The sequence below is a fragment of the Streptomyces sp. SID486 genome (assembly GCF_009865385.1).
Taxonomy (GTDB): Bacteria; Actinomycetota; Actinomycetes; order Streptomycetales; family Streptomycetaceae; genus Streptomyces.
Genome location: NZ_WWJT01000189.1, coordinates 23429 through 46959 on the forward strand (window position 1 = coordinate 23429; position 23531 = coordinate 46959).

Consider the following 23531-nt stretch of genomic DNA (forward strand, 5'->3'; position numbering starts at 1 on the left):
GCGCCGGTACGAGGTGCCCTACCAGGGCATCGCCCGCAGCAGCAGATCGTGCGGGCGCAGCGTGATGCCGACGCGGGTGCTGTCGTCGGACCCGCTGACCTGCTCGAAGCGGTACTTCGCCGAGATCGCCGCGGTGATCAGGCTCAGCTGGGCCATGGAGAAGTGGTCGCTGGGGCACTTGCGGTTGCCCACGCTGAACGGGCTCATGGCGTGCTTCGGTACCTCCTTGGACCGCTCGGGCAGCCAGCGGTCGGGGTCGAAGTCGAGGTGGCGGTCGTAGGAGCGGCCGTCGCGCTGGATGGCGTACGGGCTGTAGACGATGTCCGCCCCCGCCGGAATGCGATAGCCGCCGAGTGCGGTGTCGGTCACCGCGCGCCGCGTGAGAATCCATACGGCGGGACGGAGCCGCATCGCCTCGACGACGACATTGTTGGTGTGCCTGAGTGCGCGGACGTGCTCGAATCCGACCGGCCGGCCACCGGTCACGGATTCGACCTCGGTCCGTACCTTCTCGGCGTGTTCCGGGTGTTCGGCCAGGACCTGGAGCAGCCACATGATCGTGGATGCGACTGTTTCGCTGCCGGGGGTGAGTATCGCGACGACCTGGTCGTGGATCTCCTGTTCCCCGATGGGGTCGCCATTGTCGTCCTTCGCCTCCAGCAATGCCGTCAGCAAATCGTCCGGCTTTTGACCAGATGCCCTCCGCTCGGCGACGATCTCGTCCACCAGCAGATGCAAATCGGCCAATGCCCGGTTGAATTCGCGGTTCGCCGGTAGCGGCAGCCGGTAGAGCGGTCCGAGCGGGATCACCATCCGGCGGTACATACCGCGGAAGACGGTGGCGAGGTCGACGCTGAGCCGTTCCGCGCGCTCGTCCATGTAGTCACCGCGCAGCAGGCAGCGGGCGGCGATACGGACGGCGACCCGGAAGGACTCGGAGGTGCAGTCGATGGTCCGGCCGGGCTGCCAGCGTTCGGTCAGCGCGTGCGCCTCCTCCTCCATGACGGGACCGTAGGCGGGTATCGCGTCGAGCCGGAACGCGGGCTGTATGGTGCGCCGTTGGCGACGGTGCCGGGGGCCGTTCGCGGTGGCCACGCCCTCCTTGCCGAGGAGCCCTTCGAGGGACTCCCACAGCGGCCCGTCGATCTTGAAGTCGGGACTCAGGGCCAGGGCGCCGGTGAGCTCCGGCGTGGTGACGGCGTACACCGTCTTGGGGCCGAGCTTCAGGCGCACGACCTCACCGTGCTCGCGCAGCCCGGACATGAAGGCGAGCGGGTCGCGGACCAGTTTCAGGCCGTGCCCGAAGAGCGGTACGGCCCCGCCGGCCAGCACCGGTTCGCGTGGTGCGGGCGCCTCGGGGGTCTCGTCCGTCGTGGGCTTCACCGACTCGACGGTCATTTCTCACCTGCCGCTTCGTTCGTGACGTACGGGGGCGTGGAGCGGTCGTCCCAGCTGTCGACCATGTACCGGCCGGACTCGTGGTGGAACCAGTAGACGGAGCTGAACCAGTTGCGCATATTGCCGACGCAGGACCGGACGGCGGCGCTCAATTCCCTGCCGCGGGCCGTTCCGTCGTCGATCTCGTCGGCGAACGCCAGGGCCGCCCGTTCAGCGACGAGGAATTCCGTGATGGACTCCTCGACGCGCCGCCTGACTTCGTCCACCGCTTCTTCCAGGGTCAGCCCCTCATGGGTGATGAGACTGATTCCCAGATTGTGCACCTCGTCGCCCGCTATTTCCTTCGGCAGCGAACAGAGGTCGTTGTACCAGGCGGCGAATTCCTGGCTGAGCAGCGCCGCCCGGCGGTACGCCGGGTTTTTCCGTACGGACTCCGGGAGTTCACACCCGGCGCTGGGCTCCAGCAGGTCCGTCCATATCCAGTGCGCGAAGGTGAGGCGGCGCAGGGCGAGATACTCCTCGACCCCGGGTATGTACCCCTCGGTGCGATTGCGGAATTCCCGGTCGTAGGCCTCGATCACCGCGTGGAAGTGCCGGGCGAACCGCTGGTTCCAGGTGCGCGGCAGGAAGCCGTACAGCCGGAGCACACTGTCCGCGAAGCCCGCCACCAGGGGGTCGGGGTGGTGCAGATGGTGCCTGGGCGCGTCGAGAGCCGCGTGCAGCCGGTAGCGCAGCCGCCGCCAGTCCCCCACCCGGCCGTGCACGATGTCACGGTCGTGGCGGTCGTCCCAGACGAAGAACCAGGCGCTGTAGTCGGCTATGGCCTGCAGGACCTCCTCCGGGGCCCCTGTGTAGAAGCCCGCCATGAGGTCCGTGTAGCACAGTCCGTCGGCATATTCCGCCACCTTGGCCGCCGGCATGAGCCGTTTTTCCAGGAGCCAGCGTCGTGTCTTCTCCTGCAGTCGTGGCCAATACGGATGCAGTTGCCGTGGAAAGGCGGATTCGATCACCGGCAGTGCCAGTGAGGGTGGTACTACGACCGCCGTCGGCGTCGCTGTGGTGCTGTGTGGGAAAGCTTGCACGGACAAACCCCTCTCAGCCGCCAGCGCGCACACCCCTCCCCTGTGCCGGGCGTGCGCCGTTGCGTATCCCCGTACTTACATTCAGCACCACAACTGACCGCCGTGGGAACGGATTTGCTCCACTCACTACCCCCAAGTGCCGAGGTTCCCCCCTTGTGTGACTGATTAAGGATCACTAGGGGCACAGAAGGGATCGGTTGTACGACGCACGTGCGAGCGAACAGCGGCAACACGAAGGGCGCCCGGCCTGGAAGGATCCGGCCGGGCGCCCCAAGTGTCGTGTGCTGGTCAGTCGTTGGCGACCACGGGGTAGCGTGGCTCGTTCTCGGCCATCTGCCGCAGCGCGTCCTTGCGGTCCCGCTTCGACAGCCGGTCGATGTAGAGGTAGCCGTAGAGGTGGTCGGTCTCGTGCTGCAAACAGCGTGCGAAGTACCCCGTGCCACGGACCTTGATCGGGTTGCCCTGCTCGTCCTGACCGGTCACCTCGGCGTAGTCGGGACGCGCGAGCGACGCGTACGCCGTGGGCACGGAGAGGCAGCCCTCGTTGCTGTCGTCGAGCCGGCGCTTCTCGGCGGGCAGGTCGACCAGCTTCGGGTTGCACACCACGCCGACGTGCCGGACACCCTCATCGTCCTGGCAGTCGTAGACGAAGACCTTCAGGTCGACACCGATCTGGTTGGCGGCCAGGCCCACGCCCTCGGCGGTGCGCTGGCTGGCGAACATGTCGGCGACCAGCTGCTGCAGCTCCTCGCCGAACTCGGTGACGTCCCTGCACTCCTTGTGCAGCACCGGGTTGCCGACGACCGTGATCGGCCGCGAGGTGCCGCGCTCACGCCAGGCCCTCTCGCGCTCCTCGCCGTCCTCCGTGTCGACGACATAGCCCTCGCCGTCGACGGGGAGCACGCCCGCGTGCTGCTGATCGGTGTCCTGCTGCGCCATGACCGACGTACGCCTTCCTCAAAGAACAGGGGGAGATGCTGCTGATACAGGGTACGTGGGGCGCGGCCCCGACAGGCGCGGGGAACTCCCCGGCCGGTCCCGGCGGGCCCCCGGCCGCACGCACTCCTCAGCAGACCTCTTCAAGATCCCTCCAGTCCCGGGAATCGGGACTGTCGGCCACCCATCCGTCCAGCAGTCCCCGCACCAGCGAGGCCGGCGCGGCCACCCCGCACTCCCGCTCCGGGACCCACAGCTGCCCGTCGGTCCGGTGCCCCAGCGGCCCGGGGTGACCCGGCTCGCTGTGGTCGTGCGGGTCGAGGTGCACGCCCTCGCCCTCGTCGGACGGCATCTGCGACTCGGAGCACATCCGGCACAGCAGCCGCACCGACGACGACCAGTCCTCGGCGGCGAACCCGGCGTCGGCCGCGAGCTGCTCCAGCGCGTCCCGGTCGGCCTCGGTGGCCGCCTCCAGCAGGACCACCCAGGTGGGCACGGGGGACGGCGCCCACAGCTCGATCTCGTCGAAGACGGGGAAGGAGTGCCCGGTGGACGTGGTGCGCTCGCCGTGCGGGACACCGTCGTGCAGCACGACCTCGCCCCAGCGCCGCCCGGACGAGGGGAGCGGGATGGACAGGACCTCCAGCCGGGCCGGATCGAGCCTGCGGCCCCACACGACCTCGGCCTCACCCTCGGGTGAGAGCCGCACGGCAGCGCTGCCCAGCTCCATGCCGAGGGGTTCGGCGGTGGCGGCGGCGTCCCCGGGCACCTTCAGGCCGTACGCCTGCCAGGCGCGGCGGGCCAGCGGCCAGTCCTGGAGGGCGGTCGCGGCGATGCCGACGTTCCACCAGTCGGGCGCCCCGGTCTCCCGGTCGAGCAGCGCGACCGCACGCAGTCCGGCCGCGCGGGCCTGCTCCCAGTCGTGCCGGAACTTGTGCAGCAGGGCGAGGTTGAACCAGGACTCCGAGAGCCAGGGTTCCAGGTCGGCAGCGCGTGTCAGCAGCTCTCCCGCGTCCTCGTACCGGCCGTCGCCGATGAGTGTGAACGCGCGGTCGGTGGCCTGCCGCCAGGAGGCGGAGGGCCGGTGCCGTCCCTTGCCGAAGATCCTCACGATTCCCGCCTGCCAGTTCCATTTCCCTACAGTGGGCTGGCTTGTGCCCCCGGACATCCTCTCCCTCGCATCCAACCACGTACGGCGGGAAAGGCGCTCATTACCCATGGGTTACCCAGCCGGGCACGGGGTCAGACAGTTCCGTTCGTCTCACCGGCACCCGCTCCCGCGCTCCCCGGGGCCGGGCCAGCACCCGGGCGAGCGACTCCACGACTTCGGGAGCGTAGTCCCCCGCGGTGCCCAGGCGCAGCTCCTCCAGCGCGCGCAGGGGGCCCTCGGGGCCGGCGTCCCGGGTCATCTCGTCGTAGGCGTTCACGGCCCGGACGACACGGGCGGCGAGTGGCTGCTCCGGGTAGGGGTCGGCCTGCCGCTCCACGACGACGGCCACCTCCGCGTCGACGCCGGTCTGCCGGACGACGGCACCGCCGAGCAGCGCGATGCGCCGCTGCTCGGCCGCGGGCAGGGCGGCGGTGGCACCGGCCGGGACCGGGTCGACCAGGCTGAGCTGCCCGATGTCGTGCATGAGGGCCGCGTACTCCAGGACGGTCAGTTCCGGCCCGGTCAGGCCCAGGTCCCGGCCGACGGCGAGGCTGAGCGCGGCGACCCTGCGGGCGTGGCCGGCGGGCGTGCAGCCGGCGATCTCGGTGGCCCGGGCGAGGGAGGCGATGGTCTGCCGGTAGGTGGCACGGACGGCCGCGTACCGGCGCACGGACAGCTGGACGAGCAGCATGGGCAGACAGAACACGGGCAGCGCCCACAGGCCGACGACGGCGGACGCGAGCGCTATCACCGCGCCGGTGGCGACGACGGCGGACCCGATGCCGCGCAGCCCCCGCAACTCCTCGCGCAGCCGCGGTCCGAACGGCCAGCCGGTGCGGCAGTGGGCCAGCGCGGCGGCCAGCACGGCACCGCACAGGGAGGTGAGGGCGAGCAGGGTGAGCAGCAGCAGCGCGTAGGCGGGACCGCTCCAGGAGGCGAAGGCGCCCTCGTTGTACAGGGGTTGGAAGCAGACCGCGGCGAAACCGACGGTCAGGACGCGCCGGGCCAGGTGGTCGGCGGTGCCGCCGCGGCCCCGCCAGATGTGCGGGACGGCACCGAGCAGCGCGGCGACGAGGACGACGGTGACGACCTGGGCGGCGCCGTGCTGGCTGGGCCGCCCGGCGTCGGCGCCCAGCAGGGCGTAGGACAGGGAGCCGGCGGCGCCCAGGGGGGCGGCCTGGCGGCCCTGGGCGTCGCTCCACCGGGTCAGCTCGCCGACGGTGATGAGCACCGCGAAGGCGAGTGCGTCACCCCGGTCGGCCAGGCCCGTCCACAGGGTGACGGCGAGGGAGCCGGCCGCGACGAGGGCCGCGGTGCCGTGGACCAGCCGCAGGACGGTCATCGGGGCACCTCGGTGCGGGAGGCCGGCGCGGCGGGGGCGGGGTCGTGCGCCGGTTCGTCGGCGGTGACCGCGGGGTGCCAGCCGGAGCGGCGCAGGACGCGGCCGAGCGCGGTGACCATGCGGGGGTCGAAGTGGGTCCCGGCACAGCGCTCCAGCTCGGCGAGCGCCGCCTCGACCGGGCGGGCCCTGCTGTAGGAGCGGGTGGAGGTCATGGCGTCGAACGCGTCGGCGACGGCGACGATCCGGGCGCACTCGGGGATCCGGGTGCCGGCCAGGCCGTAGGGATAGCCGCTGCCGTCGAGCCGTTCGTGGTGGTGGAGGATGGCCGCGCGGGCCTCGCCGAGGAAGGAGATCCCGCGGACCATCTCGTGGCCGTACTCGGGGTGCAGTTCGATGACGCGCCGCTCCTCGGGGGTGAGCGGGCCGTCCTTGCGCAGCAGCCGGGTGGGCACGCCGAGCTTGCCGACGTCGTGCAGGATGCCGGCGAAGCGCAGCACCTCGACGCGGTCGTCGTCCATGCCGAGTTCGCGGGCGATCAGCACGGACGCCTGTCCGACGCGTTCGCTGTGGCCGCGGGTGTAGCCGTCCTTGATGTCGACGGCCTGGACGAGGGCGCGGATGGTGGCCTGGTGGGCGGCGCGTTCGCGGTGGTACTGGGCGAACACCCACCAGGAGACGCACATCGGCAGCAGCACGAGCAGCGCGGACACCGGCCCGTAGGGGCTGCGCCACAGCACGGCCATCATCAGCCCGGCGAGTCCGTGCACCGTGACGGCGGCCAGGGAGCGGGCGAGCAGGCCGCGCCAGGCCCGCCGCAGCGGCACCGGCCCGACCGCCGCGCGCAGGCCGCCGTCGAGCGCGGTGAGCACAAGGCAGAAGGCGAGGACGGCCGCTCCGGCGGTCAGCAGGGCGTACGGGAAGTCGGAGCCGGCCACGGCGTCCCGGCCGCCGAGCGCCCCGTGCACCCGGGCGGCTCCCCACACGGCGAGCGCGGGCTGCGCGGCCCGCCACACGCGCCGTGGCAGGGCGGGGCGGTGCTCGACCGGGGAGAGCAGGGCGGCGGGCACCGGGACGAGCGCGGCGGCCGCCGGGGGCAGCAGGAACGCGCCGGCGAGCAGGACGGGATAGAAGGGGCCGCCGAAGCGGCGGTGCACCACGTGCTCGCAGGCGGCGTAGAGGGCGGCCAGCAGGGCCGTCGCCGCCCAGGGGGTGCCGGTGGCGGGCAGACGCAGCAGGCAGAGTGCGGCCAGCAGGGCGACACCGGCCACGTAGCCGCGTGCCCTCGCCGGTACCGCGTCCATCGCGCCCCTCCCCGACCGTCCCTCTCCGGGCTCGGAGCCTAGGACGGATACGGGGGAGATCGGGGCCTATGACCTGAGGATTAGCACGTTCGGGTGATATGCCCCGGCGTGTCAGGACTCCTGCGGCGCGATCGGGGCCTTGGTCACGTCGTGCTCCGGCACGGCCTGTCCGGAACGGATCAGCTCCAGCCGGCCCATGACCTTGGCCCGCAGGTCGGCGGGCACGTCGTCATGCCCGCAGCACCGCTTCACCAGCTTCTTCACGGCCTGCTCGAGGCCGTACTTCTCCAGGCACGGCGAGCATTCCTCGAAGTGATGCTGGAACTTGTCGCGGTCGATGTCCGGCATCTCGCTGTCGAGGAACTCGTACAGGTGGTCGAGGACCTCGCCGCAGTCCGTCTCGTGCGGCTCTCCGCAGCTCATGAGCCCGAGCCTTTCGCTTCGTTCGACTCCCCGGCGCCCGCCGGGACCAGCCCCCGTTCCCGGGCGTAGTCCTCCAGCATGCCGCGCAGCTGACGACGGCCGCGGTGCAGCCGGGACATCACCGTACCGATGGGTGTCCCCATGATGTCCGCGATCTCCTTGTACGCAAAGCCCTCGACGTCCGCGAGATAGACGGCGATGCGGAACTCCTCGGGGATCGCCTGCAGCGCTTCCTTCACGTCCGAGTCGGGCAGGTGGTCGAGCGCCTGCGACTCGGCGGAGCGCAGACCGGTCGACATGTGCGACTCGGCACGCGCGAGCTGCCAGTCCTCGATCTCCTCGGCGGCGCTGCGCTGGGGTTCGCGCTGCTTCTTGCGGTAGGAGTTGATGAACGTGTTGGTGAGGATCCGGTACAGCCACGCCTTGAGGTTCGTGCCCTCGCGGAACTGGTGGAAGGACGCGTACGCCTTCGCGTACGTCTCCTGCACCAGGTCCTCGGCGTCGGCCGGGTTGCGCGTCATGCGCAGTGCGGCCGAGTACATCTGGTCGAGGAATTCGAGCGCGTCCCGCTCGAAGCGCGCGCTGCGCTCCACGGTCGTCTCACCGGACGTCTCCGCATCGGCGCCCTGGCCCTCGGGCAGCTCCGCCTGGCCGTTGTCGGTCCCTGCGTCGGTCCCAGTGACCGGACCCACCTCCTCAAGATCCCGGGCAGGACCGAAACCGGTCCCACTCGTTTCGGAGGATAGAACACCACCCGTACCTGCCGCCGCTCGAATAGGAGCGGTCCGGGCCGCGTGCAGCACCGACCACTCGAGGTCACGGCTGCTGCTGCGGGCCGGGCAAATGGTCGAACCCATGCGGCGGACTTCCTCTCCACGACGTCGGTGCCGATCCCTTCAGCACGTCTGCTCGCCTCAACAGCGGGCCGCCGCGGGACATTCCCGGTGTCACCCGAGTGACACGATCCACTCCCGCACTGCGCCGGTGATGGTCTCCAGAGCCCGCTCCGGGGTGGTCGGCGCCCGTTTGGGCACGGCGAAGCCGTGATCGCCGTACGCGACCTCGACCAGGTCGTAGGCACCCTCGGGGAACTCCTCGGGCCGCCCGAAGGGGTCGTTGCCGCCCTGGACGACCAGGGTGGGCACGCCGGCGCCCAGGAGTTCCTCCGCCCGGGACTTCTCCGGCCTGCCGGGCGGGTGCAGCGGGAAGCTCAGGGCGAGCACGGCGTGGGCGCCCAGCTCCGCCGCGGTACGGCAGGCGACCCGGGCGCCCGCGCTGCGTCCCCCGGAGATCACCGGCAGGCCGGGCTCCGCGAGCGCGGGCCACACCCCGCGCCAGCCGGTGTCCAGGGTCTTCGGCGCGGGCGCGACCTTCTTGCCGGCGACCCGCCAGGGCTGCTCGACGAGGGCGACGGTGACGCCGTGCTCCGGGAGCGCGGCGGCCAGTGCCCGCAGGTCGCGCGCCTCGATGCCGCCGCCCGCCCCGTGGCCCACGGCCAGTACCAGCCGTGCCCGCGCAGCCTTGTGCCAGGTGATCCGGGCGTCGCCCGCCTCCGTGCCGACGGTTTCGGTAGTCACGTCAGAAGAGTGTGCCCTCTTCGGGCGCCGCCAGCTCCTTCAGCAGCTCCGGGCCGTTGTTGCGGACGTTGCTGACGGCGGTGGGTACCGGGTAGGCGCGCATCAGGCCGGCCGGGGGCGGGGCGAGCAGGCCGCGCAGCTCCTCGGGGTCGGTGCGGGAGGGGTCGAGCCAGGCGTCCCAGCGGTCCGGGGTGAGCATCAGCGGCATCCGGGGGTGGATGTCGGCGAGGGAGCGCGGACCGTCGGCGGGGGCGACCGCCAGCGGGGTGGTCTCCGCCTCGGTGGTGATCACCGAACAGGTGACCCACCAGGCTCGCGGGTGGTCGTCGGGCAGGGTGCGGTCGCGCCAGAACTCGTAGAGGCCGGCCATCGCGAACACCGAGCCGTCGGCGGGCAGCACGAAGTACGGCTGTTTGCGCGGCCGTTTTTTCCTGCCCTCGACCTCCAGCTCGCGCTCCTGCTCGCCGGTGACCCACTCGTAGTAGCCGTCGGCCGGCAGGACGCAGCGGCGGGCGGCGAAGGCGCGGCGGTAGGCCGGCTTCTCGTGCACGGTCTCCGCGCGCGCGTTGATCATGCGGGCACCGCCCTCGGGCGTCTTGGCCCAGGAGGGGACCAGACCCCACTTCAGCCTGCGCAGCTGGCGAACCGGACGCGAGGAGTCCGCGTCTTTCAGGGGGCGGTCCAGGACGGCGTAGACCTCCTTGGTCGGCGCCACGTTGTAGTCCGGCTCCAGGGTCTCCTCGGGGTCCCACTTCTCGACCTCGAAGATCCCCGCGAGATCCTCGGGCCTACGACTCGATGCATACCGTCCGCACATACGTGCCACACTGCCAGACTCCGTACCAGCAGAGGGAGCCACTCCGACACATGGACAGCCTCGCCGCCACCGCGCTGCCCAGCATCTGGGACCGGCTCACGGGCACCCAGACCGACCCGGATCTGTGGGTGGTGCTGGCCACCGCGGCCGCCGCGCTCGCCGTGGTCGTCCCGCACCCGCTGTGGCGGATAGCCCGCAACGCGGTCACCATCGCGCACGAGGGCGGTCACGGCCTGGTCGCCCTGCTCACCGGCCGGCAGCTCACCGGCATCCGGCTGCACTCCGACACCAGCGGGCTCACGGTCAGCCGGGGCAAGCCCTACGGCCTGGGGATGATCCTCACGGCCGCCGCCGGCTACACGGCGCCCTCGCTGCTGGGCCTCGGCGGGGCCGCGCTGCTGGCGGCCGGCCGCATCACCCTGCTGCTGTGGGCGGCCACCGCGCTGCTGGTGGCGATGCTGGTGATGATCCGCAACGCCTACGGCGTGCTGACGGTGCTCCTCGCGGGCGGGGCGTTCCTGCTGGTGTCCTGGCTGGCGGGGCCGCAGGTGCAGGCGGCGTTCGCCTACGCGGTGGTGTGGTTCCTGCTGCTCGGCGGGGTCCGGCCGCCGTTCGAACTCCAGCTGAAGCGGTCCCGGGGAGGGGCCGGGGACTCGGACGCGGACCAGCTGTCGCGGCTGACGCACGTCCCGGCGGCCCTGTGGCTGTTCCTGTTCCACGCGGTGTCCCTGTGCTCGCTGATCGGCGGCGGTCGCTGGCTGCTGGAACGTTGACCCCGGACCACTCCTTATAAAGTGGCCCCATGGCCCCGAACAGCTCCTCCACCGCCCTCTGGCCCGCCCCGTACGCGAGCGGGGCCGTCGACGCCACGGTCCACGTGCCGGGGTCCAAGTCGGTCACCAACCGTGCCCTGGTCCTCGCCGCCCTGGCCTCCGAGCCGGGCTGGCTGCGGCGCCCGCTGCGCTCCCGCGACACCCTGCTGATGGCCGGCGCCCTGCGGGCCATGGGCGTGGAGATCGAGGAAGGGGTCGGCCCCGACGGCACCGGCGAGGCGTGGCGGGTGCTGCCCACGGGGCTGCACGGCCCGGCCACGGTCGACGTCGGCAACGCGGGCACCGTCATGCGGTTCCTGCCGCCGGTGGCCGCGCTGGCCGACGGCCCGATCCGGTTCGACGGGGACCCGCGGTCGTACGAGCGCCCGCTGAACGGCGTGATCGACGCGCTGCGCGTGCTCGGTGCCCGGATCGACGACGACGGCCGGGGCACGCTGCCGCTGACCGTGCACGGCGGCGGGGCGCTGGACGGCGGCCCGGTGGCGGTCGACGCCTCCTCGTCCTCCCAGTTCGTCTCGGCGCTGCTGCTGTCCGGGCCGCGCTTCAACCAGGGCGTCGAGGTCCGGCACACCGGCACGAGCCTCCCCTCCCTGCCGCACATCCGGATGACGGTGGACATGCTGCGCGCGGTCGGCGCCCAGGTGGACACCCCGGAGGCGGGCGGCGAGCCCGACGTGTGGCGGGTGACCCCGGGCGCGCTGCTCGGCCGGGACCTGACGATCGAGCCGGATCTGTCCAACGCGCAGCCGTTCCTCGCGGCGGCCCTGGTCACCGGCGGAAAGGTGCGGATCCCGGACTGGCCGGGGCGCACCACCCAGCCGGGTGACCGGCTGCGGGAGATCTTCACCGAGATGGGCGGTTCCTGCGAACTCACCGAGACCGGGCTGGAGTTCACCGGTTCGGGTGCGATCCACGGCATCGACGCGGACCTGGGTGACGTGGGTGAGCTGACCCCGGGCATCGCGGCGGTGGCCGCGCTGGCGGACTCGCCGTCCACCCTGCGGGGCGTGGCCCATCTGCGGCTGCACGAGACGGACCGGCTGGCCGCGCTCACCAAGGAGATCAACGAGCTGGGCGGCGACGTCACGGAGACCGCCGACGGCCTGCACATCCGCCCGCGCCCGCTGCACGGCGGGACCTTCCACACCTACGAGGACCACCGTATGGCGACCGCCGGTGCGATCATCGGCCTGGCGGTCGAGGGCGTGCGGATCGAGAACGTGGCGACGACGGCGAAGACCCTGCCGGACTTCCCCGAGCTGTGGGCCGGGATGCTCGGGCAGTAGGGACCACGCCATGCGCCGCTACGGCAAGCACACCGACGAGGACGACATCCGCAGCCGTCCCAACCGCAAGGGCAACCGGCCGCGGACGAACATCCGGCCCAAGCACGAGGACGCGGCCGAGGGCATGGTCCTCACGGTCGACCGGGGCCGGCTGACCTGCCTGGTCGACGACCGGGTCGTCATGGCGATGAAGGCCCGGGAGCTGGGCCGCAAGGCGGCCGTCGTCGGCGACCGGGTGTTCCTGGTCGGTGACCTGTCCGGCAGGAAGGACACGCTCGCGCGGATCGTGCGCATCCAGGAGCGGACGTCGGTGCTGCGCCGCACGGCCGACGACGACGATCCCTACGAGCGGGTCGTCGTCGCCAACGCCGACCAGCTGGCGATCGTCACCGCGCTCGCCGATCCCGAGCCCCGCCCGCGTCTCATCGACCGCTGTCTGGTCGCGGCCTTCGACGGCGGCCTGGAGCCGCTGCTGGTGATGACCAAGTCGGACCTGGCCCCGCCCGACAAGCTGCTGGAGCTGTACGGCGACCTCGACATCCCCTACGTCGTCACCAGCCGCGAGGAGCTGGAGAACGGTGACGCGGCGGACCGGGTACGCGCACAACTCGACGGCAGGGTCACCGCGTTCGTGGGCCACTCGGGCGTCGGCAAGACCACCCTGGTCAACGCGCTCGTGCCGGAGGAACTGCGGCGTACGACGGGTCACGTCAACGCGGTGACCGGCCGGGGCCGGCACACCACGACGTCCGCGCTGGCGCTGCCGCTGAGCGGGGACGGCGGCTGGGTGGTCGACACCCCGGGCGTCCGTTCCTTCGGGCTCGCGCACATCGACCCGTCCCGGGTGATCCACGCCTTCCCGGATCTGGAGGCCGGCACGGAGGGCTGCCCGCGCGCGTGCAGTCACGACGAGCCGGACTGCGCGCTGGACGCGTGGGTGGCGGAGGGACACGCGGACCCGGCGCGGCTGTACTCGCTGCGCCGGCTGCTGGCCACGCGGGAGCGCACGGAAGGCGACTGAGGACCGCGTTGTTCGCCCGGGCGGGCGTGCGGCAAGTGCATAATCGCACCGAGCCGGAGATCCGGACCAACGGGAGGACAGCGCATGGCGTGGCTGCTGGTCATAGTGGCCGGGATTCTGGAGACCGGTTTCGCCGTGTGCCTGAAGCTCTCGCACGGGTTCACCCGCCTGTGGCCGACGATCGCGTTCGCCTCGTTCGCCCTGGGCAGCTTCGGTCTGCTGACCCTCTCCCTCAAGAAGCTGGACGTCGGTCCCGCCTACGCCGTGTGGACCGGGATCGGCGCGGCGGGCACCGCGATCTACGGCATGATCTTCCTCGGCGACCTCGTGTCCACCCTGAAGATCGTCTCCATCAGCCTGGTCATCGTCGGGGTGATCGGGCTGCAGCTGTCGGGCTCGACGCACTAGCCGCGGCCGTACGGACCGCGGCCGTCAGGGCCGGCGCACCAGCCGCGGCCATACGGACCGCAGCCCTCGGGGCCGACACACCAGCCGCGGCCATACGTACCGCAGCCGTCAGGGCCGGCGCACCAGCCGCGGCCCCGGCGCGCCGGGCCGTCTCAGAGCACCTCCCGGACCCGGGGGAAGTGGCAGGCCACACCGTCCCCCTCGAATGCGGGCACGTCGTGCGCGCACCGCTTCTGCTCGTCCACCGTCAGAGCGGTGTACAGCGGGCAGCGGGTCCTGAAGCGGCAGCCGTCGTAGCGGCGGGTGGGCGACGGCGGGTCGCCGGCGAGCAAAATCCGCGAGCGCTGACGGGCCCGCTCGCGCTCCGGGTCGGGCAGCGGCACGGCGGAGAGCAGGGCCTGGGTGTAGGGGTGCCGGGGCCGCGCGAAGACCTCGTCGACCGGGCCGGCCTCGACCGTGCGGCCGAGGTAGACCACGCTGACGCGGTCGGCGATGTTCCGGACCACGGACAGGTCGTGGGAGACGAAGAGGTAGGCGAGCCCCAGCTCCTCCTTCAGCCGCCGCAGCAGGTCCAGCACCTCGGCCTGCACGGAGACGTCGAGCGCGGAGACGGGTTCGTCCAGGACGAGCAGCTCGGGGGCGACGGACAGGGCGCGGGCGATGCCGATCCGCTGGCGCTGCCCGCCGGAGAACTCGTGCGGGAAGCGGTCGGCGTGGGCCGGGTCGAGACCGACCTGGGTGAGGAGCCCGGCCACGCGGCGGGCGACGGTGGCCCGGTCGGCGCCCTGGGTGCGCAGCGGTTCGGCGACGATGTCGCCCACCGGCATCCGGGGGTCGAGGGAGGCCATCGGGTCCTGGAAGACGATCTGGATCCGGCGGCGCAGGTCCTTCACCGCCGCCCTGCCGAGGCCGCCGAGCCGCTGCCCGAACAGCTCGACGGTCCCGCCCTCGGGCGCGGCCAGTTCGAGCAGTTCGAAGAGGGTGGTCGACTTGCCGGAGCCGGACTCCCCGACCAGGGCGAGGGTCTCGCCGCGGCGGATGTCGAGGTCGACGCCGTCGACGGCGTACACCGTGCCGGTGCGGCGCTTGACGACGGTGCCCTTGAGGACGGGGAACGTGCGGGTGAGTCCGCGCACCCGCAGCACCGGCTCGCCGCCGGCGGGCCGGGGTTCGCGCGCGGTGTCGATGCGCGGGACGGCGGCGAGGAGCTGCCGGGTGTAGGGCTCGCGGGGGCGGTGGAAGACGTCCGGGGCCGGCCCCTGTTCGACGACGCGGCCGTCCCGCATGACGGCGACCCGGTCGGCCATGCCGGCGATGACCCCGAGGTCGTGGCTGACCAGCAGCACGGCGGCGCCGGTCTCCCGCCGGGCGGTGCGCAGCACGTCGAGGATCTGGGCCTGGATGGTGACGTCCAGGGCGGTGGTGGGCTCGTCGGCGAGGATGAGGTCGGGTTCGCCGGCCATCGCCATGGCGATCATGGCGCGCTGGCGCATGCCGCCGGAGAACTCGTGGGGGAAGGCCCGGGAGCGCAGTTCCGGTTCGGGGATGCCGACGAGGTCGAGCAGTTCGACGGCGCGCCTGCGGGCCTGCTCGCGGCCGGTGTCCCGGTGGGCGCGGACGGCCTCGGCGATCTGGTCGCCGATGCGGTGGACCGGGGTGAACGCGGACAGCGGGTCCTGGAAGACCATGGCCACGCGATCGCCCCGGATGCCGGTCAGCACCCGCTCGCTCGCGCCGAGGAGTTCGGTGCCGTCGAGCCGGATCGAGCCGCGCGCGGTGGCGTTGCCGGGCAGCAGCCCGAGGACGGAGAGCGCGGTGACGGACTTGCCGGAACCCGACTCGCCGACCAGTCCGAGGACTTCCCCTCGTTCCACCGTCAGGCTGACGTCCCGTACGGCCGGCCGCCCGGCGAAGTCGACGTCGAGCGAGGTGACTTCGAGCAGCGGGCTCACCGGGCGGCTCCCCGGGAGGTGGGGTCCAGGGCGTCGCGCAGGCCGTCGCCGACGAGGTTGACGGCGAGCACGAAGACGACCAGCAGCCCGGCCGCGAAGAAGAACATCCAGGGGTAGGTGATCGCGGCGCCGGTGCCGGAGGCGATGAGCGTGCCGAGGGACACGTCGGGCGGCTGCACGCCGAAACCGAAGTAGGACAGCGCGGTCTCGCTCATCACCGCGCCGCCGACCTGGATGGTCGCGTCGATGATGAGGAAGGAGGCCACGTTGGGCAGCACGTGCCGCCAGATGATGCGGAACGGTCCGACACCCATGTAGCGGGCGGCGCGCACGAACTCACGCTCCTTGAGGGACAGGGTCATCGAGCGCACCACCCGCGCGGTGATCATCCACGCGAAGACGGTGAGCAGGGCGACGAAGGCGAACCAGCCGCCGGAGCGCAGCCGGGGCGAGACGATCGCGATGATCAGGAACGACGGGAAGACGAGGAGCAGGTCGACGCAGAACATCAGCAGCCGGTCGGTCCAGCCGCCGAAGTATCCGGCGCAGGCGCCCACGAGCGCGGCGAGGCCCGTGGCCAGCACGGCCACCAGCAGGCCGATGAGCAGCGACTTCTGCAGCCCTCGCGCGGTCTGGGCGAAGACGTCCTGACCGATGCGGTTGGTGCCCCACCAGTGGTCGGGGCCGGGGGCGGCGCGCAGGGCGGCGTAGTCGATATGGCTGTAGGACCAGGGGGTGAGCCAGGGCCCGACGAAGGCGAGCAGGAAGAGCAGCACGAGGACGACGGCTCCGGCGAGGGCCGACCTGTTGCGCAGGAACCGGCGCAGGACGAGCGCGGAGCGGCCGGCCGGGGTGACGGCGGGTGCGGTGCGGGTGGCCGTGGTCATGAGGTCGTCCGGATGCGCGGGTCGAGGGCGGCGTGCAGCAGGTCGGCGAGGAAGCCGGAGAGCAGCACGATGACGGCGGCGAAGACGTTCACGGCGACGACCGAGTTGACGTCGTTCTTGCCGATGGAGTTCACGAACCACTCCCCCATGCCGTGCCAGCCGAAGATCGTCTCGGTGAAGGTGGCACCGGTGAACAGGGCGAGGAAGCCGTACGAGAAGTACGTCGACATGGGGATGAGGGCGGTACGCAGCCCGTGCCGGAGCAGCACGGTCCGGCGGCGCAGTCCTTTGGCGCGGGCCGTGCGCAGGTAGTCGGAGCCGAGGACGTCGAGCATGCTGCTGCGCTGGTAGCGGCTGTAGCCGGCGACGGCGAACAGGGCGACGGAGAGGGTGGGCAGCAGCAGGTGGACGGAGCGGTCCTTCAGGACCGCCCAGAAGCCGCCGTCCACCCCCGGGCTCTTCTCGCCGGTGAACTGGATCAGTTCGGTGCCCGTGGTCTGGTTGAACCAGATCGCGCCGGTCTTGAGCAGGATCGCCAGCAGGAACACCGGGGTGCTCAGCAGCGCGAAGGAGACGACGGTGACCGCGCGGTCGCTGAACCGGTACTGCCTGACGGCCGTCCAGGCGCCGGCGAGGACGCCGGCGACCGTGCCGAGGACGGTGCCGGCGAGCAGCAGCCGCAGGCTGACGCCGATCCGCCGGCCGAACTCGGCGTTCACGGAGGTGCCGTCGATGGTCTGTCCGAGGTCGCCGTGGAGCAGGGCCCGGTCCGCCCAGTGCAGGAAGCGGTCGCGCAGCGGCTGGTGGTCGTTGACACCGAGCGCCGTGAGGTGGTGGTCCACGGCGGCCGGCGACAGGGGCGGCTGCCGGCCTTCGTAGTAGGCGCGGGGATCGAGCGCGTACGAGGCCAGCAGGTACGACAGGCAGACGGCGGCCAGCAGCAGGACGGCGTGGTAGCCGAGGCGTTTGACCAGGTAGGAGGGCACGGATCACATGGTCCAGTCCTCTTGTTGCAGCAACATGAAGAGAACATGTCAGTAGTCCGGGAAGCCTCCCCCGGCCGTCGTGGGCCGTTCTACGTTCGGCGCATCCACCGTCGACCGTGCAAAGGACCCCGACATGCGCCAGACCACCACCGCAGCCTGGATCGCCGCCACCGCGGCCACCGCGTTGCTGGTGACCGGCTGCGGCTCCACCGGCTCGCACGACGAGCCGAAGAAGGCCGCGGCACCCCGGGTCGACGGCCAGGACATCAACGCGCGCCCGGTGTCCGACCTCCGGCAGGGCGGCACGCTGAAAACGGGGATCACCCAGTGGATCACCCAGTACAACGTCAACACGGTCGACGGCGCCCAGGGCGACGCCCAGGAGATCGCCAGAACCGTGCTGCCCGACCTGTTCGACTCCGACGCCAAGGGCGCGCACCACGTCAACCCCGACTTCCTGCTCTCCGCGAAGGTCACCTCCACCAGCCCCCAGACCGTCGAGTACCGGCTGAACCCCAAGGCCCGATGGTCCGACGGCAAGCCGCTGAGCTGGCGCGACTTCCACGCCCAGTGGCAGGCGCTGAACGGCTCCGACGACGCCTACGAGGCCGCCGACACCTCCGGCTACGACCAGATCTCCCGGGTGGAGCAGGGCGGCGACGCACACTCGGTCGAGGTCACCTTCAAGGCGCCGTACGCCGACTGGCAGCGGCTGTTCGACCCGCTGTACCCGGCGGAGTACATCGACACCCCGGAGAAGTTCGTCAAGAGCTGGGCGGAGAAGGTGCCGGTCAGCGGGAACGCGTTCAAGGTGGGCCGGTACGACAAGACCGCCCAGACGATCACCCTGGTCCCCGACCTCGCGTGGTGGGGCGCCAGGCCCCGGCTGGACTCGATCACCTACCGCGTCCTCGACTTCCCCGCCCGCACCGACGCCTACCTCAACAAGGAGATCGACTACACCACCGCGCTGCTGCCCGAGGACTACCAGCGGCTGGTCAAAGCGCCCGGCACGGACATCCGGCGGGGCGCGCGCTGGGACGAGGTGCACATCACGCTCAACGGCGGCCGGGGACCGCTGAAGGACCTGCGGGTACGGCAGGCGATCCAGCACGCCCTCGACCGCAAGGGCATCAACCAGGCGTTCGCCAAGGACCTGTCCTTCGAACTGAAGCCGCTGGACAACCACTTCTTCATGCCCAACCAGCAGGGCTACGAGAACACGTCGGGCGGGTACGCCGACTACGACCTGCAGGCGGCGGAGAAGCTCCTCGACGAGGCGGGCTGGAAGGGGGGCGGCGAGGGCAGGCCGCGCACCAAGGGCGGCCGGCAGCTCACCGTCGACTACGTCCTCAGCGCCGGCAGCACCAGCGCCCAGCTCGACCAGGCCGAACTGGTGCAGCAGCAGCTGGGGCTCGCCGGGGTGAAGGTCGAACTGAAGAAGGTGCCCGCGAACGACTACTTCAACGAGTTCGTCAACAAGGGGAACTTCGACCTCACGAGCTTCCGCAACGTCGACGCCGTCTACCAGACCATGCTGACCTCCACCTTCGTGCAGCCCAAGGGCGGCAACCTCTTCCAGAACTTCGGCTCGGTCGGCTCCCCGAAGATCGACGCGCTGCTGAAGAAGGCCGGCGAGACCACCGACGCGAAGGCCGCCGCCGGGCTCTACAACGAGGCCGACCGGGAGATCTGGCGGCTCGGCCACTCCGTCGAGCTGTACCAGCGTCCGGAGATCCTCGCCGTCCGCGAGGGCCTCGCGAACTACGGCGCGCAGGGGCTGGCGGACGTGGACTACACGAAGGTGGGCTGGCTGAAGAAGTAGGCGGCCGCAGGGCGCCGGCCGTCACACCAGGTGCCGCGGGAGCGCCGCCCGCACCAGCTCCGCCGCCCCGCCCGCCGCGGGCGGGGCCACCACGCAGGACAGGGCGAGCCGTACCGCCAGCTCGCACGGGCGCAGCAGCCCGGCGGTGTCGGCCGGGGCGGCGCCGGGACCGGCCAGCGCGGCCACCGCGCGGTCCCGGACCAGCCGGACGAAGTCCGGGGGCGCGGGCAGCGGCACGTCCGCGCGGCGCTGCGCCGGCACCGTGGCGGCGGAGGGCGCGGCGGCGAGCGGCGGGGTGGGCAGCCACTCCGTCCAGCAGCCGGTGAGCATGGCCCGGACCAGCACGTTGTCCCGGGCGGCGACCGCCGTCCACTCGGCGGCGGCGGTGAGCCGGTCCAGCGCCCCGGCGCAGCCGGCCAGCGCCCGTTCGACACCGGCGAGGTACCTCTCGGCCTCCCTGTGCACCAGCGCCCGGGCCAGCCCGTCCTTGCTGCCGAACTCGTTGTACAGGGTCTGGCGGGAGACGCCCGCCGACGCGGCCACGTCGACCATCCGCACGGCGGACCACGGCCGGTGCGCGAGCGCGGCGCAGGCGGCGTCCAGCAGCGATTCCCGGGCAGCAGGCATCCGCGCCTCCCTGGGCCACAGCGACACTGCGCCCAGATTTGACGCGCTTGTAGGCACTGTCAAGGGTTCGCGACGGTCGTTCCCGCCCGGCCCCTGCTGGCTCCCCCGCCGGTCCGCCGGATACGGTTCGTCACATGCCGGACTACCTCGACGACCTCCGTCTCGCCCACGTACTCGCGGACACGGCCGACGCCGCGACCATGGCCCGCTTCAAGGCGCTCGACCTGAAGGTGGAGACGAAGCCGGACATGACTCCGGTGAGCGAAGCGGACAAGGCGGCGGAGGACCTCATCCGCGGCCAGCTCCAGCGCGCCCGCCCGCGGGACGCGGTCCTCGGCGAGGAGTACGGCGTCGAGGGCACCGGTCCCCGCCGCTGGGTGATCGACCCCATCGACGGCACCAAGAACTACGTACGGGGTGTTCCCGTCTGGGCCACCCTGATCTCCCTGATGGAAGCGGTGGAAGGCGGCTACCGGCCCGTCGTCGGCGTGGTCTCCGCCCCCGCCCTGGGCCGTCGCTGGTGGGCCGCCGAGGGCCACGGCGCCTTCACGGGCCGCAACCTCACCTCCGCCACCCGTATCCACGTCTCCGAGGTCGGCCGACTCGCGGACGCCTCCTTCGCGTACTCCTCGCTGTCCGGCTGGGAGGAGCAGGGCCGCCTGGACGGCTTCCTGGACCTCGGCCGGCAGGTGTGGCGCACGCGCGCGTACGGGGACTTCTGGCCGTACATGATGGTCGCGGAGGGGTCCGTGGACATCTGCGCCGAGCCGGAGCTCTCCCTGTGGGACATGGCCGCGAACGCGATCATCGTCACCGAGGCGGGCGGCACCTTCACCGGCCTCGACGGCCGTCCGGGCCCGCACAGCGGCAACGCGGCGGCGTCGAACGGACTGCTGCACGACGAGTTGCTGGGGTATCTCAACCAGCGCGTCTGAGGCACGGGAGTACTCCCGGTACGCCCTCCTCCGGCCTCGCGCGCCCTCTTGTTGACCCGTGTTTTACCTGTCACTCTGAGGTCACCCCCACTTGTGAACTTGTGAATCCCCGCCTGGGCGGGGATTCAAGGAGGTGGCCCAACGATGCTCGTCCGAGACGCCATGAGCACGGTGATCCTCACGCTCGGTCCCGCCCACACACTCCGCCAGGCAGCCACCCTGATGTCGGCCCGCCGCGTCGGCGCCGCCGTGGTCCTCGACCCGGACGCCGGCGGCATCGGCATCCTCACCGAACGCGACATCCTCAACTCCGTCGGCCTGGGCCAGGACCCGGACACCGAACGCACCCACGCCCACACCACCACCGACGTCGTCTTCGCCGCCCCGACCTGGACCCTGGAGGAGGCGGCGCGCGCCATGGCGCACGGCGGCTTCCGGCACCTGATCGTGCTCGACCGGGGCGAGGTGGCCGGGATCGTCTCGGTCCGCGACATCATCCGCCGCTGGGTTCCGGCCCGCGAGCCCGCACGGGTGTCCTGAGCACACGAGACGGGCCGGACCCGGAGCACCGGGGGTCCGGCCCACGAGTGCGCCGAGCACACGAAGCGGGCCGGACCCAGAGCACCGTGGGTCCGGCCCGCCCAGCCGCGAAAGGCGGCCGGGTCAGTCGCGCAGCGCCCGCACCGCCGCCTCCAGCCGCTTGCCGAAGTCGGCGTCGGCACTGCGGAAGTTGCCGATCGCGCGCTCGGCGATGTCCTCGCGCGAGACCTGCGAGATGGCTCCGGCCAGGTTGGCGACCAGCCGCTCCTTCTCGTCCTCGGACATCAGCCGGTACAGGTCGCCCGCCTGCACGAAGTCGTCGTCCTCGGCATGTGCCGGCGTCGAGTGGTCGCCGGTGCCGCCCGTGAAGCCGTCGAACGGCTGCCACAGCGGGCGGCCGGTCTGCTGCGGCCCGCCGAAGCTGTTGGGCTCGTAGTTCTTCGCCCCGCCGTGCCGGCCGTCGTAGAGGAGGCCGTCCCGGGAGTTGGTGCGCGCCTCGGTGGCGTGCGGCCGGTTCACCGGCAGGTGGTCGGCGTTGACGCCGACGCGGTAGCGGTGCGCGTCGCCGTAGGCGAAGAGCCGGCCCTGGAGCATCTTGTCGGGCGAAGGGCCGATGCCGGGCACGAAGTGCGACGGGGAGAAGACCGACTGCTCGACCTCGGCGAAGACGTTGCGCGGGTTGCGGTTCAGCTCCAGCCTGCCGATCTCGACGACCGGGTAGTCGGCGTGCGGCCACACCTTGGTCAGGTCGAACGGGTTGAAGCGGTACGCCGCCGCGTCCGCCGCCGGCATGATCTGCACGCCCACCGTCCAGCTCGGGAACTCGCCGCGCTCGATCGCCTGGCGCAGGTCGCGCTGGTGCGAGTCGGGGTCCTTGCCCGCGAGGATCTCGGCCTCCTCGGCGGTGAGGGTCTTGATCCCCTGGTCGGTCTTGAAGTGGTACTTGACCCAGAAGACCTCACCGGCGGCGTTGTTCCACTGGAAGGTGTGGGACCCGAAGCCGTCCATGTGACGGTACGACGCCGGGATGCCGCGATCGCCGAAGAGCCAGGTCACCTGGTGGGTCGACTCCGGCGACAGCGACCAGAAGTCCCACACGTTGTCGGCTTCCTGGCTGCCGGTGTACGGGTCGCGCTTCTGCGTGTGGATGAAGTCCGGGAACTTGATGGCGTCCCGGATGAAGAAGACCGGGGTGTTGTTGCCGACGAGGTCGTAGTTGCCCTCCTCGGTGTAGAACTTCAGCGCGAAGCCCCGCGGGTCCCGGACGGCGTCCGCCGCACCGAGGTTGCCGGCCACCGTCGAGAAGCGCAGGAAGACCTCGGTCTCCTTGCCCACCTCGGAGAGGAACGCGGCACGCGTGTACGGCGTGACGTCCGCGGTCACGGTGAAGGTGCCGTACGCGCCGGCGCCGCGGGCGTGCACCACCCGCTCCGGGATCCGCTCCCGGTTGAAGTGGGCCAGCTTCTCCAGCAGGAGCTGGTCCTGGACGAGGACCGGTCCGCCGACGCCCGCCGTCTCGCTGTTCTGGTTGTCGGCCACCGGGGCACCGGCCTCCGTGGTGAGCGGTCCCTGCGTCACGTGCGCCTCCTGCGTATCACTGACTAGTCCTGTCCTGTGACCAAAGTCGTTCTCGATCCTACAATGGACTTTGTCTAAGTCAAACAGAGATCTAAAGTCACACCTATTCCCGACCTGGTCCCCGTTCCTGTTAGGCTGGTGGCCATGAGCGACCTTCTGGAACGGCTGCGTGGACGCGGATGGCGGATGACCGCGCAGCGACGCGTGGTGGCCGAGGTCCTGAACGGCGAGCACGTCCACCTGACGGCCGACGAGGTACACGCCCGGGCCGTCACGAAGCTGCCCGAGATCTCCCGGGCGACCGTCTACAACACGCTGGGTGAGCTGGTCTCCCTCGGCGAGGTGCTGGAAGTCACGACGGACAAGCGCGCCAAGCGGTACGACCCGAACGCGCACCGGCCGCACCACCACCTGGTCTGCGCCCGCTGCGGCGCGATCCGCGACGTCCACCCGATGGGCAACCCCCTCGCCGATCTCCCCGACTCCGAGCGCTTCGGCTTCACGGTGTCGGACGTCGAGATGACGTACCGGGGCCTGTGCCCGGACTGCGCGAGCGCGTAGGCACGCAGAGCTTCCGCCCACCAGGAGCCCCGGCGTCCGCCGGGGCTCTTTGCGTGCGTGTGCGGG

23 protein-coding genes are annotated in these 23531 nt (G+C 71.6%); 8 read left to right on the forward strand and 15 right to left on the reverse strand.

Features of this window, described 5'->3' with window-relative positions:
• Positions 1-18: 18 nt before the first annotated feature.
• The 10 genes from GT045_RS09155 to GT045_RS09200 all read right to left on the reverse strand — a co-directional run bounded on the left by GT045_RS09155 (position 19) and on the right by GT045_RS09200 (position 10026).
• Positions 19-1398: a cytochrome P450 gene (locus tag GT045_RS09155; RefSeq protein WP_161291993.1), complete on the reverse strand. Its 1380-nt coding sequence runs from the start codon at positions 1396-1398 to the stop codon at positions 19-21.
• Positions 1395-2480, reverse strand: coding sequence for an epi-isozizaene synthase (gene cyc1 / locus GT045_RS09160; protein ID WP_345942592.1), 1086 nt, complete (start codon positions 2478-2480; stop codon positions 1395-1397). The genes GT045_RS09155 and cyc1 overlap by 4 nt, the downstream gene beginning before the upstream one ends.
• Before the next feature lie 288 nt (positions 2481-2768).
• The gene (def, locus tag GT045_RS09165; RefSeq protein WP_161291989.1) at positions 2769-3419 is read right to left on the reverse strand and encodes a peptide deformylase; all 651 of its coding nucleotides are present in this window, start codon (positions 3417-3419) and stop codon (positions 2769-2771) included.
• Between the two features lie 127 nt (positions 3420-3546).
• Positions 3547-4527, reverse strand: coding sequence for a hypothetical protein (locus tag GT045_RS09170; protein ID WP_161291987.1), 981 nt, complete (start codon positions 4525-4527; stop codon positions 3547-3549).
• 100 nt (positions 4528-4627) lie between these two features.
• Complete coding sequence (locus GT045_RS09175) at positions 4628-5908, reverse strand: HD domain-containing protein (RefSeq protein ID WP_161291986.1); 1281 nt, start codon at positions 5906-5908, stop codon at positions 4628-4630.
• Entirely contained in the window at positions 5905-7209 is a 1305-nt protein-coding gene (locus tag GT045_RS09180) for an HD-GYP domain-containing protein (protein WP_161333858.1), read from the reverse strand. The genes GT045_RS09175 and GT045_RS09180 overlap by 4 nt, the downstream gene beginning before the upstream one ends.
• 111 nt (positions 7210-7320) lie before the next feature.
• Entirely contained in the window at positions 7321-7632 is a 312-nt protein-coding gene (rsrA, locus tag GT045_RS09185) for a mycothiol system anti-sigma-R factor (RefSeq protein ID WP_161287713.1), read from the reverse strand.
• A complete protein-coding gene (locus GT045_RS09190) occupies positions 7629-8324 on the reverse strand; it encodes a sigma-70 family RNA polymerase sigma factor (RefSeq protein ID WP_345942593.1) in 696 nt (231 codons plus the stop codon). The genes rsrA and GT045_RS09190 overlap by 4 nt, the downstream gene beginning before the upstream one ends.
• Before the next feature lie 255 nt (positions 8325-8579).
• Positions 8580-9209 (reverse strand): alpha/beta family hydrolase, encoded by a 630-nt coding sequence (locus GT045_RS09195; RefSeq protein WP_161333860.1) that lies wholly within the window; start codon positions 9207-9209, stop codon positions 8580-8582.
• A 1-nt stretch (position 9210) separates the two neighbouring features.
• Positions 9211-10026: an SOS response-associated peptidase gene (locus GT045_RS09200; RefSeq protein ID WP_161298561.1), complete on the reverse strand. Its 816-nt coding sequence runs from the start codon at positions 10024-10026 to the stop codon at positions 9211-9213.
• A gap of 50 nt (positions 10027-10076) precedes the next feature.
• Between GT045_RS09200 and GT045_RS09205 the strand changes: the two genes are divergently transcribed.
• The 4 genes from GT045_RS09205 (at position 10077) to GT045_RS09220 (ending at position 13574) form a co-directional block, all read left to right on the forward strand.
• Positions 10077-10799, forward strand: coding sequence for a M50 family metallopeptidase (locus GT045_RS09205; RefSeq protein ID WP_161333861.1), 723 nt, complete (start codon positions 10077-10079; stop codon positions 10797-10799).
• A gap of 29 nt (positions 10800-10828) precedes the next feature.
• Positions 10829-12145 (forward strand): 3-phosphoshikimate 1-carboxyvinyltransferase, encoded by a 1317-nt coding sequence (gene aroA / locus GT045_RS09210; RefSeq protein ID WP_161298576.1) that lies wholly within the window; start codon positions 10829-10831, stop codon positions 12143-12145.
• Between the two features lie 10 nt (positions 12146-12155).
• Positions 12156-13166, forward strand: coding sequence for a ribosome small subunit-dependent GTPase A (gene rsgA, locus GT045_RS09215; protein WP_161298577.1), 1011 nt, complete (start codon positions 12156-12158; stop codon positions 13164-13166).
• A gap of 84 nt (positions 13167-13250) precedes the next feature.
• Positions 13251-13574 carry a multidrug efflux SMR transporter gene (locus tag GT045_RS09220; protein WP_161298578.1) on the forward strand — a complete coding sequence of 108 codons (324 nt, stop codon included), beginning with the start codon at positions 13251-13253 and terminating at the stop codon, positions 13572-13574.
• A gap of 152 nt (positions 13575-13726) precedes the next feature.
• Here GT045_RS09220 and GT045_RS09225 read toward each other — a convergent pair whose 3' ends face one another.
• Genes GT045_RS09225 through GT045_RS09235 form a run of 3 tightly spaced genes read right to left on the reverse strand, consistent with a single transcriptional unit; the run spans position 13727 to position 17399 of the window.
• Positions 13727-15526 carry an ABC transporter ATP-binding protein gene (locus GT045_RS09225; protein ID WP_161298579.1) on the reverse strand — a complete coding sequence of 600 codons (1800 nt, stop codon included), beginning with the start codon at positions 15524-15526 and terminating at the stop codon, positions 13727-13729.
• Positions 15523-16413 carry an ABC transporter permease gene (locus GT045_RS09230; RefSeq protein WP_161298580.1) on the reverse strand — a complete coding sequence of 297 codons (891 nt, stop codon included), beginning with the start codon at positions 16411-16413 and terminating at the stop codon, positions 15523-15525. The genes GT045_RS09225 and GT045_RS09230 overlap by 4 nt, the downstream gene beginning before the upstream one ends.
• Positions 16410-17399: an ABC transporter permease gene (locus GT045_RS09235; RefSeq protein WP_161333862.1), complete on the reverse strand. Its 990-nt coding sequence runs from the start codon at positions 17397-17399 to the stop codon at positions 16410-16412. The genes GT045_RS09230 and GT045_RS09235 overlap by 4 nt, the downstream gene beginning before the upstream one ends.
• A gap of 133 nt (positions 17400-17532) precedes the next feature.
• Here GT045_RS09235 and GT045_RS09240 point away from each other — a divergent pair, with 133 nt between their 5' ends.
• On the forward strand, positions 17533-19224 hold the full coding sequence (locus GT045_RS09240; RefSeq protein WP_161333863.1) for an ABC transporter family substrate-binding protein: 1692 nt from the start codon (positions 17533-17535) through the stop codon (positions 19222-19224).
• 21 nt (positions 19225-19245) lie between these two features.
• Here the strand turns inward: GT045_RS09240 and GT045_RS09245 are convergent, their stop codons facing one another.
• Positions 19246-19851 carry a TetR/AcrR family transcriptional regulator gene (locus tag GT045_RS09245; RefSeq protein ID WP_161333864.1) on the reverse strand — a complete coding sequence of 202 codons (606 nt, stop codon included), beginning with the start codon at positions 19849-19851 and terminating at the stop codon, positions 19246-19248.
• A gap of 134 nt (positions 19852-19985) precedes the next feature.
• On the opposite strand from GT045_RS09245, the gene hisN reads away from it, so the two are divergent.
• The gene (gene hisN / locus GT045_RS09250; RefSeq protein ID WP_161333865.1) at positions 19986-20786 is read left to right on the forward strand and encodes a histidinol-phosphatase; all 801 of its coding nucleotides are present in this window, start codon (positions 19986-19988) and stop codon (positions 20784-20786) included.
• Positions 20787-20930: 144 nt separating this feature from the next.
• Positions 20931-21326 (forward strand): CBS domain-containing protein, encoded by a 396-nt coding sequence (locus GT045_RS09255; protein ID WP_161333866.1) that lies wholly within the window; start codon positions 20931-20933, stop codon positions 21324-21326.
• A gap of 123 nt (positions 21327-21449) precedes the next feature.
• On the opposite strand, the gene GT045_RS09260 is transcribed toward GT045_RS09255, so the two are convergent.
• Positions 21450-22904, reverse strand: coding sequence for a catalase (locus GT045_RS09260; RefSeq protein WP_161333867.1), 1455 nt, complete (start codon positions 22902-22904; stop codon positions 21450-21452).
• A gap of 144 nt (positions 22905-23048) precedes the next feature.
• Here GT045_RS09260 and GT045_RS09265 point away from each other — a divergent pair, with 144 nt between their 5' ends.
• A complete protein-coding gene (locus GT045_RS09265) occupies positions 23049-23465 on the forward strand; it encodes a Fur family transcriptional regulator (RefSeq protein WP_161333868.1) in 417 nt (138 codons plus the stop codon).
• Positions 23466-23531 lie beyond the last annotated feature (66 nt).

What these genes read in the sequence shown, in the direction of transcription:
- GT045_RS09175 (WP_161291986.1), bottom strand. Translation starts at nt 5,908, where the DNA reads ATGACCGTCCTGCGGCTGGTCCACGGCACCGCGGCCCTCGTCGCGGCC.
- aroA (WP_161298576.1), top strand. Translation starts at nt 10,829, where the DNA reads ATGGCCCCGAACAGCTCCTCCACCGCCCTCTGGCCCGCCCCGTACGCG.
- GT045_RS09245 (WP_161333864.1), bottom strand. Translation starts at nt 19,851, where the DNA reads ATGCCTGCTGCCCGGGAATCGCTGCTGGACGCCGCCTGCGCCGCGCTC.
- GT045_RS09240 (WP_161333863.1), top strand. Translation starts at nt 17,533, where the DNA reads ATGCGCCAGACCACCACCGCAGCCTGGATCGCCGCCACCGCGGCCACC.
- rsrA (WP_161287713.1), bottom strand. Translation starts at nt 7,632, where the DNA reads ATGAGCTGCGGAGAGCCGCACGAGACGGACTGCGGCGAGGTCCTCGAC.
- hisN (WP_161333865.1), top strand. Translation starts at nt 19,986, where the DNA reads ATGCCGGACTACCTCGACGACCTCCGTCTCGCCCACGTACTCGCGGAC.
- GT045_RS09265 (WP_161333868.1), top strand. Translation starts at nt 23,049, where the DNA reads ATGAGCGACCTTCTGGAACGGCTGCGTGGACGCGGATGGCGGATGACC.
- GT045_RS09220 (WP_161298578.1), top strand. Translation starts at nt 13,251, where the DNA reads ATGGCGTGGCTGCTGGTCATAGTGGCCGGGATTCTGGAGACCGGTTTC.
- def (WP_161291989.1), bottom strand. Translation starts at nt 3,419, where the DNA reads ATGGCGCAGCAGGACACCGATCAGCAGCACGCGGGCGTGCTCCCCGTC.
- GT045_RS09255 (WP_161333866.1), top strand. Translation starts at nt 20,931, where the DNA reads ATGCTCGTCCGAGACGCCATGAGCACGGTGATCCTCACGCTCGGTCCC.
- GT045_RS09230 (WP_161298580.1), bottom strand. Translation starts at nt 16,413, where the DNA reads ATGACCACGGCCACCCGCACCGCACCCGCCGTCACCCCGGCCGGCCGC.
- GT045_RS09205 (WP_161333861.1), top strand. Translation starts at nt 10,077, where the DNA reads ATGGACAGCCTCGCCGCCACCGCGCTGCCCAGCATCTGGGACCGGCTC.
- GT045_RS09180 (WP_161333858.1), bottom strand. Translation starts at nt 7,209, where the DNA reads ATGGACGCGGTACCGGCGAGGGCACGCGGCTACGTGGCCGGTGTCGCC.
- GT045_RS09200 (WP_161298561.1), bottom strand. Translation starts at nt 10,026, where the DNA reads ATGTGCGGACGGTATGCATCGAGTCGTAGGCCCGAGGATCTCGCGGGG.
- rsgA (WP_161298577.1), top strand. Translation starts at nt 12,156, where the DNA reads ATGCGCCGCTACGGCAAGCACACCGACGAGGACGACATCCGCAGCCGT.
- GT045_RS09155 (WP_161291993.1), bottom strand. Translation starts at nt 1,398, where the DNA reads ATGACCGTCGAGTCGGTGAAGCCCACGACGGACGAGACCCCCGAGGCG.